Annotated in this window: 22 protein-coding genes and 2 pseudogenes; 7 read left to right on the top strand and 17 right to left on the bottom strand. The window is 56.1% G+C overall.

Going from position 1 to position 20159, the window contains the following annotated elements; translation table 11 throughout:
• Positions 1–137: pseudogene (locus tag CSZ94_RS29415) on the top strand (IS481 family transposase); the annotation flags it as partial.
• Positions 138–986: 849 nt separating this feature from the next.
• On the opposite strand, the gene CSZ94_RS07040 reads toward CSZ94_RS29415, so the two are convergent.
• Entirely contained in the window at positions 987–2531 is a 1545-nt protein-coding gene (locus CSZ94_RS07040) for a DEAD/DEAH box helicase (protein ID WP_102120855.1), read from the bottom strand.
• Between the two features lie 318 nt (positions 2532–2849).
• Here CSZ94_RS07040 and CSZ94_RS07035 point away from each other — a divergent pair, with 318 nt between their 5' ends.
• Positions 2850–3101 (top strand): oxidoreductase-like domain-containing protein, encoded by a 252-nt coding sequence (locus CSZ94_RS07035; RefSeq protein WP_258000815.1) that lies wholly within the window; start codon positions 2850–2852, stop codon positions 3099–3101.
• Positions 3102–3109: 8 nt separating this feature from the next.
• On the opposite strand, the pseudogene CSZ94_RS07030 reads toward CSZ94_RS07035, so the two are convergent.
• Positions 3110–4705 (bottom strand): annotated as a pseudogene (locus CSZ94_RS07030) (methyl-accepting chemotaxis protein).
• Positions 4706–5259: 554 nt separating this feature from the next.
• Between CSZ94_RS07030 and CSZ94_RS07025 the strand changes: the two are divergent.
• Complete coding sequence (locus CSZ94_RS07025; protein WP_102120862.1) at positions 5260–5979, top strand: Crp/Fnr family transcriptional regulator; 720 nt, start codon at positions 5260–5262, stop codon at positions 5977–5979.
• 10 nt (positions 5980–5989) lie between these two features.
• On the opposite strand, the gene CSZ94_RS07020 is transcribed toward CSZ94_RS07025, so the two are convergent.
• Complete coding sequence (locus CSZ94_RS07020) at positions 5990–6499, bottom strand: GFA family protein (protein ID WP_102120853.1); 510 nt, start codon at positions 6497–6499, stop codon at positions 5990–5992.
• A gap of 121 nt (positions 6500–6620) precedes the next feature.
• Between CSZ94_RS07020 and CSZ94_RS07015 the strand changes: the two genes are divergently transcribed.
• On the top strand, positions 6621–7112 hold the full coding sequence (locus CSZ94_RS07015; RefSeq protein WP_102120852.1) for a DUF4265 domain-containing protein: 492 nt from the start codon (positions 6621–6623) through the stop codon (positions 7110–7112).
• Positions 7113–7245: 133 nt separating this feature from the next.
• Here CSZ94_RS07015 and CSZ94_RS07010 read toward each other — a convergent pair whose 3' ends face one another.
• Positions 7246–7971: a pyridoxine 5'-phosphate synthase gene (locus CSZ94_RS07010; RefSeq protein ID WP_102120851.1), complete on the bottom strand. Its 726-nt coding sequence runs from the start codon at positions 7969–7971 to the stop codon at positions 7246–7248.
• Positions 7972–8100: 129 nt separating this feature from the next.
• On the opposite strand from CSZ94_RS07010, the gene CSZ94_RS07005 reads away from it, so the two are divergent.
• A complete protein-coding gene (locus tag CSZ94_RS07005; RefSeq protein ID WP_102120850.1) occupies positions 8101–8814 on the top strand; it encodes a YjjG family noncanonical pyrimidine nucleotidase in 714 nt (237 codons plus the stop codon).
• Positions 8815–8911: 97 nt separating this feature from the next.
• Entirely contained in the window at positions 8912–9388 is a 477-nt protein-coding gene (locus tag CSZ94_RS07000; protein ID WP_102120849.1) for a DUF2726 domain-containing protein, read from the top strand.
• Between the two features lie 16 nt (positions 9389–9404).
• On the opposite strand, the gene CSZ94_RS06995 is transcribed toward CSZ94_RS07000, so the two are convergent.
• From CSZ94_RS06995 to CSZ94_RS27550, 13 genes are all read right to left on the bottom strand, one after another.
• Positions 9405–9740: an FKBP-type peptidyl-prolyl cis-trans isomerase gene (locus CSZ94_RS06995; protein WP_102120848.1), complete on the bottom strand. Its 336-nt coding sequence runs from the start codon at positions 9738–9740 to the stop codon at positions 9405–9407.
• Positions 9741–10008: 268 nt separating this feature from the next.
• Positions 10009–10305 (bottom strand): type II toxin-antitoxin system RelE/ParE family toxin, encoded by a 297-nt coding sequence (locus tag CSZ94_RS06990; RefSeq protein ID WP_102120847.1) that lies wholly within the window; start codon positions 10303–10305, stop codon positions 10009–10011.
• Positions 10302–10535: an addiction module protein gene (locus tag CSZ94_RS29255; protein ID WP_219725980.1), complete on the bottom strand. Its 234-nt coding sequence runs from the start codon at positions 10533–10535 to the stop codon at positions 10302–10304. Before CSZ94_RS29255 ends, CSZ94_RS06990 begins: the two co-directional genes overlap by 4 nt.
• 855 nt (positions 10536–11390) lie before the next feature.
• Complete coding sequence (locus CSZ94_RS06985) at positions 11391–11645, bottom strand: antitoxin (protein ID WP_102120846.1); 255 nt, start codon at positions 11643–11645, stop codon at positions 11391–11393.
• A gap of 329 nt (positions 11646–11974) precedes the next feature.
• Positions 11975–13270, bottom strand: coding sequence for a type II secretion system protein GspD (locus CSZ94_RS06980; protein WP_102120845.1), 1296 nt, complete (start codon positions 13268–13270; stop codon positions 11975–11977).
• Between the two features lie 8 nt (positions 13271–13278).
• Positions 13279–14385 carry a zonular occludens toxin domain-containing protein gene (locus CSZ94_RS06975; protein ID WP_102120844.1) on the bottom strand — a complete coding sequence of 369 codons (1107 nt, stop codon included), beginning with the start codon at positions 14383–14385 and terminating at the stop codon, positions 13279–13281.
• Between the two features lie 3 nt (positions 14386–14388).
• Positions 14389–14682: a DUF2523 family protein gene (locus tag CSZ94_RS06970; RefSeq protein WP_102120843.1), complete on the bottom strand. Its 294-nt coding sequence runs from the start codon at positions 14680–14682 to the stop codon at positions 14389–14391.
• A gap of 1 nt (position 14683) precedes the next feature.
• Positions 14684–16018, bottom strand: a complete 1335-nt coding sequence (locus CSZ94_RS27555) for a hypothetical protein (protein WP_146009757.1) — start codon at positions 16016–16018, stop codon at positions 14684–14686.
• Between the two features lie 169 nt (positions 16019–16187).
• Entirely contained in the window at positions 16188–16415 is a 228-nt protein-coding gene (locus CSZ94_RS06960; protein ID WP_102120841.1) for a major capsid protein, read from the bottom strand.
• A gap of 50 nt (positions 16416–16465) precedes the next feature.
• A complete protein-coding gene (locus CSZ94_RS06955) occupies positions 16466–16654 on the bottom strand; it encodes a hypothetical protein (RefSeq protein ID WP_102120861.1) in 189 nt (62 codons plus the stop codon).
• Between the two features lie 78 nt (positions 16655–16732).
• Positions 16733–17050 carry a single-stranded DNA-binding protein gene (locus CSZ94_RS06950; RefSeq protein ID WP_258000814.1) on the bottom strand — a complete coding sequence of 106 codons (318 nt, stop codon included), beginning with the start codon at positions 17048–17050 and terminating at the stop codon, positions 16733–16735.
• Positions 17051–17079: 29 nt separating this feature from the next.
• The gene (locus tag CSZ94_RS06945) at positions 17080–18270 is read right to left on the bottom strand and encodes a phage/plasmid replication protein, II/X family (protein ID WP_102120840.1); all 1191 of its coding nucleotides are present in this window, start codon (positions 18268–18270) and stop codon (positions 17080–17082) included.
• Positions 18271–18871: 601 nt separating this feature from the next.
• The gene (locus CSZ94_RS27550) at positions 18872–19171 is read right to left on the bottom strand and encodes a hypothetical protein (RefSeq protein WP_146009756.1); all 300 of its coding nucleotides are present in this window, start codon (positions 19169–19171) and stop codon (positions 18872–18874) included.
• Positions 19172–19481: 310 nt separating this feature from the next.
• On the opposite strand from CSZ94_RS27550, the gene CSZ94_RS06935 reads away from it, so the two are divergent.
• A complete protein-coding gene (locus CSZ94_RS06935) occupies positions 19482–20159 on the top strand; it encodes a hypothetical protein (protein WP_146009755.1) in 678 nt (225 codons plus the stop codon).

Below are 20159 nucleotides of genomic sequence, written 5' to 3'. Positions count from 1 at the left end.
ATTACCTGAAAATCTACAACCACAACATTCCCCAGCGCGCCTTGGATAACGCAACACCGATTCAGGCGATGAAGAAATGGCAGGAGAAAAAGCCGGAATTATTCGTTAAACGCGTATATAACCAGGCAGGTCTTGACACTTACACCACCAAGCACTCAAAATACCAGCAACAGAATAATGGGTCCTTATCAAGCAACATATCAATATTATCAAATAAGTAATCATGGCGCACCAGAATAACGCCATGAAAAATACACTTGCGGCAAGTGAAAAGATACGCTGTGGTGTTTTCGTGCACAAGGATGCTGTCACATGAGGCGCAATGCGCGCAGGATAGTCAGGGCAACGCCATGCAACACAGCAAAAGACCAAACACGCGTTGCACTTTCAACAATAGCTCACAGTTATGCTCAGCCATAGCCTATGTCAGCTTTATCCAATAAAAAAAGGGTCTTACACCTTGTCACAAAAAATTCCGGCTACGCATGCAGTCCGATGTACCGCAAGGCAACCACCAAAGCGTTCCCGCAACTTGTTGCCGTTAGCATCGGCATCACACGGCAAAACCGACAGCACAGGCAGGACCACAGCCATCTAGCGGCCCGCGGCCGGGCCACATTGAAGAGGGGTATGGAAATTTCCCACGCGCCGTACTTCCCGCAAAAAGAGGCGGGATATAGCCGCAAAAGAATACAGGGATTTGAATATGGTGTTCGATCAAATAACGGGCAAAGACAAAATCAATTAACTGCAGCCCAAGCCTGACGATATGAAAAATGAAGATGTATGTCTCAATTAATCATTCATCATCATAGGCATAAAGAATTGCCGAGCGTTGCTTGAATATCGAAAAAATATATTTATACCGCGACAAAAAAAGCCCGCCTTGGTGGGCGGGCATCTCTTCCAGACCGACAGGAAGCAAGCGTTATTCAATATCAAAAACATGAATAAAGACTGCGCCTTACATCATTTTCCATACGACATTATTGCTTTAACAACCCACCCAGCAACGCCGCCACCTTCTGCTTTGGCTTGGCCGCAACAGGCGCCATGCTGGCGGCCGCCGGAGCGGCTGCCTTGGCCGGCTCATACGGTTTCAGGAACCAGGGATCGGCCTTTTCGCGGCGGGCGCCGGGACCAAAGGCGGGACGCGCACCGCGCTCGGCAGAGCGGCTGTCGCGGCTGCTGTCGCCAGCATGGCGGCTCTCGGGTGCACGCGCGGGACGCGCCTCGCCACCTTCGGCACGGCGCGGCGGGCGGCGCTCGCTGTCGCTGCTGCGGGCGGGAGCCGGGTTAAAGCCCGTCAATTCACCGCGCTTGATGCTTTGCTTGATGAGTTTTTCGATGTCCGTCAGCAGGCGCTCGTCTTTGTCCGAATAGATCGAAATGGCGTCGCCCGATGCGCCGGCGCGGCCCGTGCGGCCGATGCGGTGCACATAGTCTTCTGCGTTGTAGGGCAAGTCGAAGTTGATGACGCAAGGCAGGTCGGAAATGTCCAGGCCGCGCGCCGCCACGTCGGTGGCCACCAGCACGTCGATCTCGCCCTTCTTGAACGATTCCAGCGCCGCCATGCGTTCCTGCTGGCTCTTGTCGCCGTGGATCGCCGTGGCGCTCATGCCTTCCTGCTCCAGCACGCGGGCCAGGCGCGAAGCGCCGATCTTGGTATTCGAAAAGATGATGACCTGCTTCAGGTCGCGCTGGCGCAGCAAATGGGCCACCACGGCGTGTTTCTGGTCTTCCGTCACCTTGTAGACCACTTGCGTGACCTTGTCGGCCGTCTGGTTGCTGCGCGCCACTTCGATCGTCAGCGGATCGTTGAGGAAGGTGGCAGCCAGCTTCTTGATTTCTGGCGAGAACGTAGCCGAGAACATCAGGTTCTGGCGCTGTTTCGGCAGCAAGTTGATGATGCGCTGCAAGTCCGGCAGGAAGCCCATGTCCAGCATGCGGTCGGCTTCATCCATGACCAGCATCTGCACCTGGCTAAGGCTGATGTTTTTTTGCTCGATATGATCAAGCAAGCGGCCCGGCGTGGCGATGACGATTTCCACGCCCCCGCGCAGGAGGACGGTTTGCGGTTTCATGTCCATGCCGCCGAAAACGACAGTCGAACGCAATGGCGTATGCTTGGCGTAGGCCTTGACGTTTTCCGCCACCTGCACCGCCAGTTCACGGGTCGGCGTCAGGATCAGCGCGCGCACCGGATGGCGGGCCGGCGACATGCTGCTGCTGGCATGCGCCAGCAGCAACTGGATGATCGGCAAGGAAAAACCGGCCGTCTTGCCGGTGCCCGTTTGGGCGGCACCCATCACATCGCGGCCTTGCAGCACCACGGGGATCGCTTGTTCCTGGATCGGTGTCGGATGGGTGTAGCCTTGGTCGGTCAGTGCGCGCTGGATTTCAGGCGCGAGGCCAAAGTCGGCAAAAGTCAGGGTGGGGGCAGCGGATGCGGCAGGTGCGGGTGCAGCAGCGGGTGCCGCTTCAGGGGCAATCGCCGGGCTGGGCGTAGGAGTCGATTCGGTTTCAGACATAAATTTTCTGGTGTGCCTCCGCACTGCGGAAGCCATGCTTTCTCAATAAACAACATTTCTGGGCACAGGCAGCTCCGTCTTGCAAGCCATGGATCATAGTTCTTGCGGCACCTCCGTGCTCCGGGACATGCTGTAGGGCGTATGCGGGAGCGTCGAAGAGATGTGCTGCGATGGCGGCGGAGATCGCGCCGGCGGAACATCGCGCGCAGAAGATACAATATCAGTGCTGTAAACGATACCCTAATTCACCGCAACTGTACACGGAAACCGTGATTTTTGAGCAAAAAGCGTTCCAGTAATGGCACGCCGGAATGCCGTATGATGCCAGCTCCGCCGTCCCCTGTCGCCACTATGCCCAACCCGCCTTTACCCCACGATCCGCAACCGCAAGCACCCAGCAAGCCGGGCAATGACGAGTGTTGCCACAGCGGTTGCACCTTTTGCGTGCTGGAAATGTACCAGGAACACCTGGCCGCCTACGAAGAGGCCCTGAGGGCCTGGCAACAGCGCCAGCAAGCCGCTGCCGCGCGTGCCACCCAAAGCATCAGAACACCGCGCAAGCGCGCTTAATTTCTTAATTAAAAGCTTTCCGACTCATCCACTGGCGCCATGCGACGCGCCGTGCTGGCCAATTCACGCGACACCGGTACGGGGGCGACGACTGCCTGCGCCCTGACTGGCGCGCGCGGCCAGCTCACGGCGGCGCTGGTAACGTCGAGCTTGAAGATGCTGACCACGGCGCTCAGGCTGGCCGCCTGCTCCTGCATAGCTTCGGCCGCTGCGGCCGCCTCTTCCACCAGGGCCGCATTTTGCTGCGTCACCTGGTCCATCTGGGCGATGGCCTGGTTGACTTGCTCGATACCGGCGCTCTGCTCGCTGCTGGCGGCAGTGATCTCGCTCATGATGTCCGTCACGCGGGTGATGCTGGCAACGATGTCCTCCATCGTGCGACCCGCCTGGTCCACCAGCACCGATCCCGCCTCGACTTTCTCGACCGAATCACCGATCAGGACCTTGATATCCTTGGCCGCCGCAGCCGAGCGCTGTGCCAGGTTGCGCATTTCGGTGGCCTCGACGGCGGCATTCAGGGTCAGAATATTTGGTCTGGAAAGCAATGCCGTCGATGACGGCGATGATGTCGACGATCTTGCGCGACGAGGCATTGATCGACGCCATCGTGCCCACCACTCCGCTGACGACCTTGCCGCCTTCGATGACGATGCTCGACGAGATCAGCGCCATGGTGTTGGCCTGGCGCGCATTGTCCGCATTCTGTTTGACGGTCGAGGTCAGCTCTTCCATAGAGGAAGCCGTCTCTTCCAGCGAACTGGCCTGCTCTTCCGTGCGCGACGACAAATCCTGGTTGCCGGCGGCAATCTGGCTCGACGCCGTAGCGATGGTATCGGTGCCGCTGCACACCTGGCCCACCAGGTTCTGCAGGCGGGCATTCATGTCCTTCAGGGCCTGCATCAATTGCCCTGTTTCATCTTGCGATTGCACAACGATATGCGCCGTCAAGTCGCCGGCCGCCACCTGGCGCGCCACCCACAGCGCCAGCAGCATGCCGAGGACGACGATGCCCGCCAGCAAGCCGATCAGGCTGGCGCGCGAGGCCGCATACCTTGCATCGGCGCTGGCACTCGCGCGCACGCCGCCGTCCGTGTTAATGGACACCAGTTTATCCAGGGCCACCATCATGTCTGCCATGACCTTGGCCGACGGCCCCACGGCCAGCGCGAGCGCCTCTTCCTTCTTCATCTCGCGCGACAGGCTCAGCATGATTGCGTGCAGGCGCATGAATTCATCGTTGAGCGCCAGGAAGCGCTCGAAGACTTCCTGCTCGCCCGGTTCGCAAATCAGGCGACGGTAGTTGTCGCCATCGGCCTTCAGCTTGGTCTGCGTTTCCGTCATGCGCGTTTCATTCTGCGCCATGTCGGCATCCTGCGCGGCCAGCATGTGCGCCAGTTCCCGGTGGCGGAAATCACTGACATCGCTGCGCATGGACATGGCTGCCAGCACGCTGGGCATCGAGTTGGTGGACAGGTCCGTCGACGCGCTATTGATGCGCGCCATGGAAAAGATCGCCGACACGCCCAACGCCGCCGTCAATACCAGCACGGCACCAAACGACAAAATTAGCTTGGTGGCAATTTTCAGATCAAAAACCATTTCATGCCTTGCTTTCCTTCATTAAACGGGGAAACCAGACCAGACAGGCGCGCGCACCGGCACATGCGCGGCGCAGCGCGCGCAATGAGGGCGGGATGGAGCGGAAGTGAGCAAGGTTGCAGAGCAAGCACAGCAACTCCTATCGAAATGCGCATCAAATTTCCGAGAGGCAATATTTTATTGCCGTTGTACTTCCACGCACAGTGGTTGGACCGCTGCCTGTGTCTATAGTTCGCGTGTAGCGGGCAGCGTGTCGCATTATTTCCCAGGCACCATTGTTTCTACAGGGAAATGCAGAAGCAGGCGTAGGAGTCGGATGACACGAGGCAATGTTCCTAGCCTACATAAGCGCGTCGGCTCATCCGATGGCCGCCCACGCCCCCTCGTCCTATAGTGGATACAAGATTCAGCACAACGCTAGCAAGCCAGAAAAGCAGCGCCATCCAACAAAATCAGAAAATGAGGCCCTACCATGTACAAAGCTTATAGCAACCTGACCCCAGCAACGAATAGCCACGCCGCAGCCCAGCACAACTGGCAAGCCGCGCCAACAACGCCCATGATCAGCATCACGGGCGCGCAACAGAACGAATTGCTGCGCGCCTTGTCGCGCGCCGATCTGGAGCGCCTGTTTTGCCAGTTGGAGCTGGTCGCTTTGCCTGCTGGCAAGCACCTGTTCGATTGCGGCGGCAAGATTGAATACACGTATTTTCCCACCAACGCCATCGTTTCCCTGCTGTATGTGATGGAAGACGGCGCCACCACCGAGATCGCCGTCATTGGCCGCGAAGGTGTCGCTGGCGTGGTGCTGTACGAAGCCGAGCGCGCCACTTGCACCGCCATCGTACAGACCGCTGGCTACGGCTACCGCCTGAAAACTGCCTTCCTGCGTGAAGTGTTCAATGAGGGCGGTGCGCTGGCACAATTGCTGATGCGCTACACCAGCGCCATGTTTGCGCAAATGGCACAGAACGTGGTGGGCGGCCGTCATTGCAGCATCGAACAAAAACTGTGCCGCTGGCTGCTGGACCGCCTTGACCGTTCCCTGTCGAACGAGCTAAAAGTTACGCAAGACACCATGGCCAACATGCTGGGCGTGCGCCGCGAAAGCGTCACCGTCACGGCCCGCAAGCTGCAGGACGAAGGCTTGATCCAGTACCGCCGCGGCACGGTCGAAGTGCTCGACCGCGAAGGCCTGGAAGCGGCCGCCGGCAATTGCTACAAGGCCGCCCGTGCCGGTTTCGAGCAGTTTCGCAGCGGCATCAGCACTCATAACTAAGTCATCAGCGCTAGTCATCAGCGCGAGCACGCTTCGGCGTGCTTTTTTCATTCCGGCGCATGCACCAGGTTTCGCACGATGCCCGCAGGCCGGTTTCAGACACGCGGCGCTGTGCCACACGCCAGACGCGGCTCATCAGCAACGGTGCTGGCGACCACCCACCCGGTCTGGCATCGTCAAACGAGTGGTACTCGGGCTTAAAGGCAGCCTGGGCAGTATCATCAAAACTGCCCACCAGCAAGGCTACCGTGGGCGCATCGTCGATGGCGCCGATGCAACTGCCGCGAGCGGCGCAAAAGGCCCGGCTGGAATACGCGGAAGAATGGTAAGTGGCCGGTGCACCGGCCGTGCCCGTCCAGCGCACTTGATCACGCGCAAACTCCACGCACGCCACCGTCGGCGCGCCCGTGTGCTGGTGGCAATTGCGGCACGAGCAGCAGTGCGAATTGCTGCCTTCGCCTGTCACTTCGGAGCGCACGGCGCCACATAAACAGCCGCCTGCCTGCACCACTTTCTCCATGGACTCTCCTCGTTTGCACCGTTGCGTACCCCGCCAGCCGGCACGTACCCGGTACAATATTGCGATAACCCCCTCCCTGGCGCGGCGCGCAACGCATGGCGCCGGTACGATGAAAGAATGAATGGAAGATATCAATTGTGTAGGCTTGCCGCATATCCGCGTACTGGCAGGTGAAAACACCGACGGCCCCGTGTATGAAACCCTGCCGGCACGCCAGATTGACGAGCACGTCTACGAACTGCTGGCCTCGCCCGGCCTGACCCTGAACCTGGCGCGCGGCGACATCGTCAACATTGCCGACCCACTGGCCCCCGCCGAAGTATTAACGCGCGGCGGCAACTTCTGCATCCAGATCTACGCTGACGATGTGCCGCAAGAAGCAGTGGACCAGCTCGAACGCGACGTGCAAAGCCAGCTGGGCGGCACCCTGGACGGCCAGTACAAGGGCAATCTTACCTTCAGCGTGCCGGGACACCACGGCATCTACAACGTCAACGGTCCCTTCGATGCCTTCCGCACGGCGACGGGCGTGGAATGGTACTTCGCCAATATCTACGTCAACCTCGATGACGACGACGATGAGACCTTGCTCAACTGGTGGGTGGATAGGTAAACGTCACTCAAGCATCTGGCACTAACCCATCCTCGCCCCTGCGCCAGTGCCGGGTGCTCGCTGGAAACGGCAGCGAAGAAGGGCCAGTCCCGCTCAGGCTGTAGCGGCCGGCCAGCGTCGCCACCCAAGGTGCCTACGATTGACATATCTCAAGGTAACGGCCCAGCACCTTATCCATGCCCTGCTCGATGCATTCAACCATCAGCGCATGGCCGATCGACACTTCCAGGATGCCGGGAATGTCCAGGAAGCGCGCCAGGTTGCGCAAATCGAGGTCGTGCCCGGCATTCACGCCCAGGCCCAGCGCCTGTGCCCGCCGCGCCGCCTGTAAATACGTTTCAAATACGGCATCGGCCTGCGCGCCGCCATAACTCTCGGCAAACCGTTCCGTGTACAGTTCAACGCGCGCGGCCCCCACCTCGCGCGCCCATTCCAGCGCCGGGCAATCGGCATCGACAAACAAGCTGACGCGGACGCCCAAGTCGTTCAATTGCGCAATGGCGGGACGCAACAGCGCCGCATGCTGCTCGATGTCCCAGCCGTGATCGGACGTCAGCTGCCCCGGCATGTCAGGCACCAGCGTGCATTGCGCCGGGCGGGCGACTTTTACCACCTGCAAAAATTCCGCCGCCGGATAGCCCTCCACATTCAGCTCGCGTCCCCGCTCCGCGCACAGGCGCTGCAATGGGGCAACATCATCGTAGCGCGCATGGCGCTGGTCCGGGCGCGGGTGCAAGGTAATGCCGGCAGCCCCCAAGTCGAGAAAGCGCGCGGAAAACGCGAGCAGGTCCGGGAAATTGCGGCCGCGCGCATTGCGCAGCAAGGCGATTTTATTGACGTTGACGGAGAGCTGGGTCATGGGAGGAATGGAGTGAAAGTGACGGGTCTGGCAGCGATTGTAGCGGATCGCCCGCGCAGGGCACGGCCAACCGAATTCAGCGCTACGTGCTACGATGCAAGACAAGTTCCACACTTTCAACAACATGCCATGAAATACAAATTATTCCTGTTTGACCTGGACGATACCCTGCTCGATTTCAGGGCATCCGAAAAGCGCTCGTTCCTGCATACCATGCACGAACTGGGCTTGCGCGACGGCATCGACGGGCTGTTCACCCACTACCAGGCAATAAACGTCGACCTGTGGAAACGTTTCGAAACGGGTGAGGTGAGCAAGGATTTCCTGAAGGTAGAACGGTTCCGCAAGACGTTTGCCCTGAATGGCATAGCCATGGACCCGGAAACGGCCAGCCGCTTGTATCTGGAATCGCTGCCGGACACGGTCGTGCTCATCGATGGCGCCAAGCAAGTATGCGAAACCCTGTCGCGCATCGGCGAAGTGGGCATCATCACCAACGGCGTAGAGTCCATCCAGAACCGCCGTATCGCCGCCTCCGGCCTGAGCGACTATATTTCCTTCGTCGCCACCTCCGAAGCGTGCGGCCACGCCAAGCCGGACGTGCGCTTCTTCGAATACGCCGCCAACATGGCGCGAGCATTCCACAAGGAAACAACGATCATCATCGGCGACCGCCTGGACGCCGACATCCTCGGCGCCAACCGCTACGGCATAGCCAGTTGCTGGTTCAACCCGGACAGCATGGCCAATACCTCGGCCGCCGTCCCCACTTGCGAAGTGGCCAGCCTGCATGACATCGTGCCAGCGCTGGACCTGATGCAAGTCAAGCTGAAGCAGGCTTGATCTTCCACAAGCGCACCACCTGAAATACGCTGGCAGCGGCACGAAAACACGCCGCTGTTCGCGTACCATCAGGACTCGTCCATCCTGGTGCCAGCCCATGCCTTCCTACACCGCCCTGCTCGCCATCGCGATCTTGATCCTCTTCGTTGCCATGCTGGCCACGCGCCAGGCTGCCAAGTCGCGCAAGCCATTGAGGCTGCACAGAAAACCCGTCATGACGACGCGCGAGCAGCAGATGTACCAGCTGCTGCAAACGACCGTGCTGGAATGCACGGTGCTGGCACAAGTGGCGTTTTCCGCGCTGGTGACGGCGAAGGGATGGGCAAACAGAAACCATTTCGACCGCAAGGTGGCCGATTTTGTCCTGTGCAGCCAGCAACTGCACGTCATCGCCGTCATCGAACTCGACGACAGCAGCCACGCCGGCCGCGAACGCCAGGACAAGGAGCGCGACGCCATGCTCAGGCTGGCAGGGTATGTCACCTTACGCTATGCCAACTTCCCCACCCAGCAGGCGCTGCGCGCCGATGTCGAGCAACTACTGCTGAAAAAAGTCGGCGTCGTATCCGCCTGACTACACCATCCAGACATCAATCGCGCGTCAGCACTTCCAGCAACTCAATCTCGAACACCAGATTGGAATTCGGCGGAATCAAACCCACCTGCCGCTCGCCATACGCCAGATGCGCCGGCACCCACAACTTGCGCGTGCCACCCACTTGCATGCCGTGCAAACCCAAAATCCAGCCTTGAATGACCTTGTTATTGCTCAACACACAGCGGAAAGGCTCACCCCGCTGATGCGACGAATCAAACTCCGTGCCATCTTCCAGCCAGCCCCGGTAATGCGCGGTAATCAGCGCGCCGCGTACCGCCGCCTTGCCGTCACCCACCACGATATCGTCAATCTTCACTTCAGCCGTCATCTCGTTTCATCCTTCATCAAAGCACCAAGCCGCGATTGTACGACAGCACGAAAAAAGCCCCGGCAGTCACCCGCCGGGGCTCATTCTATTGCTGCTAAATTCTGGTGGGCCTCCCGTGAGTCGAACACGGCACCAACGGATTATGAGTCCTTAGCGTTGCGCAACAACGTGCAACAATGCCCTACTATACAAAGACTTACGGCGCGTCATCCACCATTACAGTACCGTTATCTAACTACCCCGTTGAACCTTTGTTGAACCACTTCAACTAAAGGAGCTGAGCCCGTGTTTTTGGCTCCCGATGCTGATGAAAACATGAGAGCACGTTCACGACATCGCCATCAATGACGAAGAAAAGCGAGAACGGAAAACGGCTCAAGTTCGCCCTATGAATCTCATCCTCGATACAAGGATACAAGAGAGGATTGTTTGCAAGAAAACCGTCCGTGCGCGCCAGCTCGGTTAAAAACGCATCGCCCATACCAATCTCGGGCCGTGCGTACCAAACATAGGCTTCTGCGGCCTCGATTTGCGCTAGTGGTTTGTAGACAACCTGAAAGGTCATGCCTTGCTAAAGGCATCCAAGATGTTGGCTCGCAGCTGCGAAAATGCAACGCCGACCTCATCAGAATTGGCACGGTGATATGCAAGCCTCGAACGAAGCTCAGAACGTTGACTTTCGGGAACGAGCGGCGCCGACGCTTCACTATCTGCGCTAACGATAAGCGCCTCTCCAAGCGACCGCTTCTCAGCAATGCTTAAGTGTTGCAATTCTTGATAGACGTTTGCGTTCATAGATTGAAGGTTAGCACATATTTTGACGGGCAGGATATCGTTACCGCGACGATCTGGCCGAAGTCACAACCACCAGGCATGCAAACGATCCGCCCGGCTGGCATCGTCGCTGGCCGGGACGACCGGCCAAAACGCTCCTTCATGCCACCGTGACGCGGAAAGTGATCCCCTGAACGGGGATCAGGCCGCTAAAGCGAAAGACCGGCCCGCCAAGGCGCTTTCATACGAGACGCGCACACTACGACGGCCCCCAGCGTAAAAGGCCTCAACGTCACAATCGCGATGAGACTAGCTCACCGATTCTGACTACTTGCAATCCATCCCTTAACCATCGCGAACGTGAGCACATCAAAATGAAACGCCAAGAATAACAAGCCGCCGACAACCAAGGCAAACAACGTCAGATACATCTGCTGCCTCTGAGCAGCCCGCCGCCTGCCAAATGGGTCCGTTGACGAACATCCGATACAGCCAGTCGCTGTTTCACTCAGTGGTTTTTTACAATCTATGCATTGATAAAGTGGCATATCCCATCCAAAGTTGTACCGCACGAAACTTTGAGAATAGCACATGGTTTGCCTCAACAAGGCAACATTTGCCAAGCAACTGGCTAAACCGCAACACGGAATCTGGCAACGCCCTTAACCTATTCGGACATTTTTCGGGGAAGATAGACCTGTACTGTCACCCGCAACCCGTATTCAGATCAATGTTAAGGCTACGGGGATCGCGGAGCAGACACGTGGGTCGGAGCCGATGGGCAGACGGGCAGCGCAGACCGCAACCGCCCGAAAGATGTCCGAATTCCAACTCAGGCCAGCCTGGGGGCCATAGAGCAGATGACAAACTAACTCGCTATAACCAATTGATCCTGGTATGTTTGTCGAGAATTCGTTCAATGGTACGTAAGTCTGTCGGCCTCAGATCATCTTGAAAATGCTCAATCAATCGAAGTCGTGCCTCGCAATATTCGACGAACAAAGGTGACGGCAAATCCTGTGCATTTTCCAAGCGAATTGCTTCCATGAAAAACTGCCTACGCTCCCCCGCGATATCCAACGCCACTTCGTAGTTGATACTGTCACTGTTCAGGCCAACGTCTAGACTCATCGTTCCTCCTGCAATTTATAAGGGAAGCCGTTTCGGGGGTTGCGAAGCACGTTTCGCTAACGAATGTCGTTAAATTTCGGGGGTTCGGAAACGACCATCGCTTACAACACGTATCTCTACACTCAATCTGCGTAGTGCGCTGCTCAAAGCGTCACATCTATGCAGCCAATTTGCGTACTGCGCTGCCGCCGGCGTCACTTCCATACGCTCGATTGCGTAGTAGGCAGATCACATCGCCACATCTCTACCCGACAGTCCTTACCTCGATCATTAGCGCGCCCCTCATTTGACCAGTTTCGCGGAGGCGAAATTCTACTGCATTTTTTCATTCAAATCTTTGTTACCTGCAACATGAGAATGACCTCGGTGCGGGAATTAGAACCCGCACGTGACCTCATGAATTTTGGTAAAAACGACTGCCCGCTATCAGACGCAGTAGCCTTGTCCTGAGCAAGTCCACCGAGTACGATCAACTCACCGTCAGCCATGTTCACGGTAGTTGACAAGCCGCGTTTCGTAAGAGTAGGACTATTATTGACGCCGGTTTCAGTTCGAGAAAAATCGCTGATCTGCTGGTCAACAACCAATTGCACTACCCCATCGCGAACAGTCGGAATCAGGCCGAATATTACTCCAGAAGACCGATACTCAACCGACTGAATTGGAGCGCTAGACCCCTGAGCGTAGGACACAGAGCCAAGGGTAGGAACCTCTTGGCCAACCTGCAACTGAGCACGATGGCCCGACACCACACGCAGACTCGGGGTCGATACGGCCTTGAAACGCGAATCACCTCTAAACGCTGACAGAACAGCATCAATGGACCCGGTGCTAACCCGTATAGCGTTTTCAGCCTCACTACCTTTGTTGATCGATACACCAAGTCGCCCGCCCAATACGGACAATGCCAGAGAAAAAGCCGAAACCTCTGACTGCCCGGTAGTGACCTCATAAACTACGGCCTTGACCATCACCTGACCTGCGGATAAATCGACTTGAGGAAGTGCGCCACTGATGCGCTTGATCTCATCGGCAGTGCCGTAAAAGACGAGAGTGTCCGAATCCACGTTGACAGCACCAGCCGCTGATCCTCTAGGCGCTTCCGCCGAACCAGGATCTCCGCCAGCAGGAGCAACTAAGCGCTGAGCAGCAAAAGCGCCAGGAGAAAACAGCGGCCCGAGTAGGTCAACAAGGTAACCCACGGACCTGTACTTTGGACGATAAACGAACACGTCACGAACAGCGGCAGAATTCTTTTCGGCGATCTTGACAGCGACAAAATCTACACCGCCACGCGTCTGAACGACAAAGCCAAGAGAATCAAGGAACGCCGTCCAGAAATGGCGGAAATCTCCACGCTGAGAATCAAACCGAAAAGACACCAACCGTTCGTCACTGAGAACAGCCGGATCAACTACATACGGAACGGTAAGAGCCTGCCCGTACACGAGGCCAATAATCTGAGAAACCGGAACAGCGCGAAAATCAAACTTAGCCTCCCCGGCTGGCGGCACCTGAGCGGCTTGAACCACAGGAGGCACGGCCACAAACGCAAACGCAGTAACGACGACAAGAATTTCGCGGAGGCGAAATTTCGCGGAGGCGAAACTTTTTTGAACGATCATTGGACACCTCATTTTGGAACCTCCACCGGGATCACGGCAGATCGAGCGACAGAACCGCTATACGTGGTCGCCCTGGACCCATCCACATCGCCAACCATCAAAGAACCACTTCCCATAAACGCACCGGGCGACTCATGGCGCAGCCGACCAGCATCGTCAGCCAAAACAACCCATGACTGCCCTCGGGCTGTATACGAACCGACGACACGCCAGCGAGTGGAGAACTGCGGGATACCCGCGGCGGAAGAAGCACCGACAGCGCCGGGAACAACAGCCTCACCGGAACCGGCGATGGAGCCGACGACCTTACTGGCAACACGTCCCTTAGCTAGATCGGGGTTGAAGAAGCGCCAGATCAAAACCACACTCACGAACAGCATGCAAACGCCGCCGCCCAGATAGAGCCAAACCACCTTGTTGCGGAAAATATTCTGTCGCTTATCAATAGGCTGTTCGGACGCCTTGTCGTGAGAATAGCTCTTGTAAAGCGCGTAAATCTCAGGCTTGAAAGGATACGGTCCATTGATGGACTGAGGCTTAGCGGCACCAGTCACGCGAGATCCACGGAATAGCCGAACGACATACCGATTCAGCCCCAAACCCTTTGGTTTATGCGTGATGCTGGAAAGTTCGATCTTGCCCTTGAGCGGACGCGCAAGCAAAGTAAGGTCGGGATCGATCACCACAAGGTCACAAGTCTGACCAAGGTCATTGGAAAAATGCCGATGCTCACGAAAGAAAAACGCCGCTTCCTTGCTGACCTTCTCACCCTGGGGCCAATAGCGCGTGGCCTCATCGATGACAACCAAATCACCGCCCGCTACCGTGGTGCGTTCAGGGTCCGGGAAACCGCAGGGTTTGTCCAACGACGAGTCTCCCGGAAAAAAACCGGGCTCACCAGGGGCAGACCTCGAGCAAGTGCGGATATGCCCAATACAGATGATCTTGTCCTTGTAGTAGTTCTCAACCACATAGTCATAGATTGCCTGTACGTTCAAACCATCAATGTTCGTAATGATAAAACGCCCAGCGGCGACAGCAGGCAAGATCACGTGTTCCATGACGCCGTACGTCTTGCCACTGCCAGGACCACCTCCGAACGCATTGATTGGCATGAGTTATCCGATGAGGGGAATACGACGAATGATGAAGCGAGCGAGCATCGCGGAAAGAATCAGCGGAATTCCCTGCGACACAGCAAACAAATCAAGGAAATACCAAACGCCCGATGGAATACCACCGAGAGCACCAGAAACAGCCGATGACGATGGCAATAACCCCGACGACTGAAGAACGGCGACAAAGCCCGTCACGACGAAGTAGAGGGCAAAAAAGACCCCGAACTTAATGATGACCGACCTGAGTACGAAGCCTAAAAGCGTGTTTAACGCAGATAAAAGAATTCCGTACATATCAAGCCCTCAACACAATAAAGGCGGCGCTCAACGCCCATACAGCGGCCATGACCGCAAATAACGCGGACCTGTTTTGCTCAGCAAGATTGCATTGGCTATCCATGATGATGCGCTTCCCAAAAATGGCAAATTCAGGCTTGGGGCACACACCGCTGTGCTGCGGCACGGCGAAGTTTTTAAAGCCGGGCATCAAGTCCATTAGCGGCTTCAAAATGCTCTCGGCGGTAGGTGTTTCCTCCATGACCGGCGCACCGATATTTGGATCGCTACCCAAGTTTTGAAGCGGATTTGCGGCGGCGGGATTGGTAGCAGTCCCCGGCTTCACAGCCGGGTCATGAGTCGTTGCAGTCGGCGACACCGGCATCGACCAGGGCGAGTTAGCAGCTGGCTGCGGAGCGACAAAATCGCCTACAGTCGGGTACGTCGTCGGATTAGCATTTTTCCACTTCAAAGCATCAGCTGATGTAATCGGGTCCGCTGGCGAATAAGGTATGCCGTCATAGCCAGGGGCAGCCGAAGCTTTTTGCCAAATCAAGTTTGCAGAGGCCGCCATCAGATCGGGATTAAGGGGCTTTGCTTTCTCGGCATCCGTAAGTGCGTCAATAGCCTGTTGCGGTGTCTGACCGACCGCAGAATACCCAGGAGGCAGAGGATGGGCGTATGCAACGCAACCAGTGCCGACGCGATAGAGCTGCCCACCTGGACAGTTCACCGGTGGAGTGTATCCGTCAGCCACGAGAGAAGCTGATGTTGAGTATCCACCTTTTACGCAGCTGGCGTAGGTAGCGTTGGGATAACAAGTCGGAACCAACGGTGTAACACCATCACCGACCATCCTGGCATAAAGCGCCTCGCGTGCTACCGCAACACCATCCCCGCCGTAGATTGCCGTGTTGACCCCGCCATACGGGGCGTAACTCTGCCAAACAGGCCCGGTAGAACCGACACCGGAATAAGCGTTACCGGCCAACGTCGATACATCAATCTTGTCCGTTTTAAACAACCAATTGAATAGACCATCCATACCCATGGTGACCGCATAAGTGACGACCGTGCCAACCCCCGCAGCGAGAAGCACTGTCACCCACGCCGGTGCAGTAATCGTACCAACAGCAACAGCGGCAGCAGTACCCGCAATCGTTGCTACAGTACCAGTGACCGCCGTCAGCGTTGCACCGTAGCGTGGATCATTCGCAGCAAAACCCCTACTCGCCACCTTTTGCTGGATCAAACCTGACGTAGAACCCTGCATCCTGCTGACAGGCACAGCAGCAGCAAGACAGGACTGGCACACCAACAAAAACGAAAGCAATAGCACAAGACATTTACGCATGGATCACCTCAGCCAGTTTTCAAGCCGTTGACAACGGACCAACCGCAAACAATTCCCCAGGCGAAAATAAACAAATACCAAAGATCATTGATCGTCACGGCGCACCCCTATTGAAAAAAAAGGGCGCGGCAAAATGCCAACGCCCAGGACAAAACCTACCGCGAACCAGTTACGTCGACTTCAACATACCAAGCACGATCTTCGCGCCTTTGATAGCGAGGTAGACGGTAGCCAGCAGGCCAGCGATCGCCAACACGGCGGTAATGACCGTACTGAAATCGATGGCTGAAGTCAGCGGAGTCAAGTCAGGGCCGGTAGGGCCTGCCATGACCATTGGGGCGGCCAGCGCCGTGGACACAATGAGGGCGGCTTTGTTTGTCAGCGAAGAAAATTTCATAGAACAACCTTTCAGAGAAAATGCGGGAAACGCCCCGCCACGAAAAACAATTAACCCCGGCGTAAAAAGCCGAGGACCGTACCAATGCCGTGTGATACGACATACAAACCAACGACCATGGAAAATGCTAGTGCCCAAATAGCTGACGCATAGCCATAGTCGAAAGGTGCCAAAGCTGCATTGATGCTGGATGCCTGGGTAGGGTCGATCAAATATGCAGCAACGGTGCCCGGCGCCATGCCCTTTCCGCAGGGAGCCTGCCCAACTTTCGCGGAAACGCATACGAGTACCACTTGCTCAGCCCCCACCGCCATGGACTATTCCTCGCACAAGTCGAGCGTATGTTCGACCGGAATCACCTTCACGATTTCTCCGGACTGTTTGTCTTTTGTTTCGTATGCCTTGCGCTGAAAACCACCCAAGATGCACTGGCAAGAAATTTCTTCGCCCTTGTCGCCCAAGCGCGACTTGCTGCGGATCTCTACCAACTGGGGGCGGGAATACGCGTCCGCAGCTGGCGTCATCACTTGGGTGTAGCGCTTACCCTCGTAAGTCTTCGACCCTTCAATACGACCAGTGACAACGACGTGCATCGACTTCACGGAGAGTTGCCCTTTTTTGTCTTCCATCTTCATTACATTCGCTTCTGCCACAGCAATTCCTTTCACGCCGCGAGGCGCATCGTTTCCCGGCTTACTTGGTACTCTTCACGATTGCGCGCCGGTAAATAGCACAGTCGCTTGTCTGTTCTAATCGGAGAAAAATCTACCGGTAGCAGCCCGTCATTTGCCACCACTGTCACATCGGTTCCACGCCACGAAACGCCAGCGTCTTCAAGCAATTTTCGATTTCTGTAAAACACTGTCTTGGCGAATTGTTCTCTCGTCACCTCGTCTCCGAGAGTGCACAACGATGACCAAAAACCATAGAGCCGCGCCCCAGTTGACGGGCCGTATACCGCCTTAAGCCTGCTCAGAACTGCCCTGCTTCCCCTGACCGTATCCATTGCTTGTTTCCCTTCCCGCAAAAGCTTCTCTACTTCCCTGTCGTAGACCTGCTGCAAGTACGCGTCCGTCACTTCTTTGACCAACGGATTTTTTTCAAAATCGTATTGAAATTTATCTGAATGAATCTCAACCTCGGCCCGCAGCCTGCTATCCGCTAGACGCTGCAGCGCCTCTAATTTTCGTTCGGCCCGTTCGTAATTTTTCGGGTCGTTTTTTCCATACAAGTGCTTGAACAAATTCGTAAAAAATCCTCGCATGCGACTACGCTCGTGCACTTGAAATTCGGTGCCCTTGTGATAAAACTTGACGGTCGTTGTCTTCCCTGGGAAGTACACCGCCATCGCGTATTTGGCGGAACCCCGATGGCGTCGTGGAAAACTCATGACCTGCATTCCATCGAAAAATTCCTTGCATGCCAGCTTCGGAAGTCGGTACACCAGGGCGACATCTACACGGTGGACTGTCCAGTAATCCGCCAGTGGCAGCTCGGTCTCCAGCAGCTCTTCGACAAGCGCAACGAAGTCGCGGCACACCTGCCGAAAATCGGTCGGACCTCCATACACGTTGTGCCCAAAAAAAATTTTATGTACGGATGCTTCAATCTCTAAAAACGGCTCACATCTCTCTTTGACGGGGCGACCGTTCTTATCGATCACGTAATGCTCATCCTTTGGAATTACAGAAATTCTCGAATCCCACGATCCCAACAGTTCACCTGCGAATAAAACGTATTTCTCTTCGCCGGTAGCCATTTCGACACCAGAGCGGCGCAATGACATGCTCTTTGCCTGCTCGATCACAGCCGGACTGAGAGCGGGGGACCGCAATTTAACGGTGTCGTAGGCCATTACGCGAAAGCACCTGAAGCACCAGCCGTGCCGCAAACGGAAATCCCTAAATCGGGACTGTCAGGCGGTGCTACCACGCCCGCCTGACAAAAATCAACATCTACGGCAACCGCCAAACCCCGGCCAGCTGGAGCCTCAAACACGGCTGTCCTCGCTGCGCTGCGGGCAGGCGAGTTTGACGCCCCAGCGGCGCGACGGAGAGCGACAGCCGCCCTTACATCCGCGTTATCAAGTGCTCTGAGCGCAGCCGCAATGTCTGCTGCGGGAACACGCTGCCGGTTGGGGTAAAAAATGTGAATGCGGAAAGAGCTATCGGGAAGGCGATTACTCCAGACCGCCTTCGCTTCTCGGGCTGCAAGAATGCATAACAGCAAATCAGAGGCGCTCCCCTGGACAAGCACACCAGCGGCACAAAGTAGTTTGTAAGTTATCGCCGAAGAGAGTGGACGGGAACGGTTGGAGAATTGCAACGCACTTATAGGGACCGCGTCCCTGACCCAAGAGGGGGCTTGCGACGATCCGTTGCCGATAAGCCTCCGCTTGTGAAGCGGTACTGGCTTGGCGAGTTTCGACATCTTCGGCGGAATGAGTTTGGAGTCAATCATGCTGAACGAGCTGCCTTAAGCAAGTTCGCGTATACAAGCGACCATTGAGGATCAATACGCATGAACTGTCGGTCAGGGTGGGCCCACCAATCGAGCCGACCCACGAGGTCCGAAGAAACGTATTGAGCAATCCTTGCCACGGCATCGGCATCCTGTTTTCGAACAGGCAGAATGGCTGCAACATCACAAGTGGCCCGGCGCTCGATGGCTTTTACATCCTCTAGCTCTTGCGCGAAACCAGGTAGATTCCTAGCCATCCAATCAAGGCGCTCTGCTAACGTTTTGGGGGAACTCATGCGAATTCTTGCGCTATGCAACGATTTTGCAGAAGCGCCACATTGATAAGACTATATTTCCCGATGGACACACACGGAACCAATCCCTTGTTACACCACCCCGTAATGACACCGACCGGAAGGCCGCACATCTCGGCAAAACGCTCGCGTGTCACCAGAGGCGGGACTGCGCCAGACGACAAAGGCATGACAGTAGGCTTAGCATCGCTCATAATTGGATTCAACTTGCAGTAGTTGGATTGATTTTCCCGAAACCGGAATGGTATTCCGATTTACGGAATATAACGCAACGATGATGGATTGTCAAACAATGGAAAGAATTTCTGATCGGATACGCACGACCATCGAGCACAAGCTCGACGGGAAGAAGCGTACGCAGACTCTTGAGGCTTCGACTGGCATCGCGGGTGAGACGTGGCGAAAATTGCTTAGTGGCAAGCAAAATGCCACTTTGGTCATGCTTGAGGCTGTTTGCAAACAATGGCCTGAGTATGCTTTTTGGCTTGCCACCGGCGTATCCGATGAAAGGTATGGTCATCAAAAACCGAGGGCGGATTTTTCCGCGCACGGACAGCTGACAGAATCCGCAATTTCGTCAAGGCTGTTTAGCGAACTTGTGAAAATTTCCGGCAATGCGACGACGCGCAAACCCGTATCACTGGACGAGCTGGAAACGCTCACCGAATTTGAAATGATCAATGCGAGCGAAGAGAAGCCGCGCGGCCCGACTAACAGAATCGACGTACTCGAAAAGATTCGTTGGGTCGAGATATTTCTCGACAATTACATAGTCGAGCTGGGAATCGACGATGCAATAAGCACCTACAACATGATGAGGGGCATTACAAAAGGAATAGAGAAATCCGCTTCGGAACTTGGCGAAGCGAACACGGTCGTCGCCATTTTAGGTAAATTTATTGCGACCAAAAATCAGCTTGAGAAAAAGCGTGACCTGATAATCGAGATGAAACAAGAGAGGACACTTTAA

This window comes from Janthinobacterium sp. ROICE36, from assembly GCF_002869965.1.
Lineage (GTDB): Bacteria > Pseudomonadota > Gammaproteobacteria > Burkholderiales > Burkholderiaceae_D > Janthinobacterium.
This window is presented reverse-complemented; position numbering and strand designations above follow the sequence as displayed.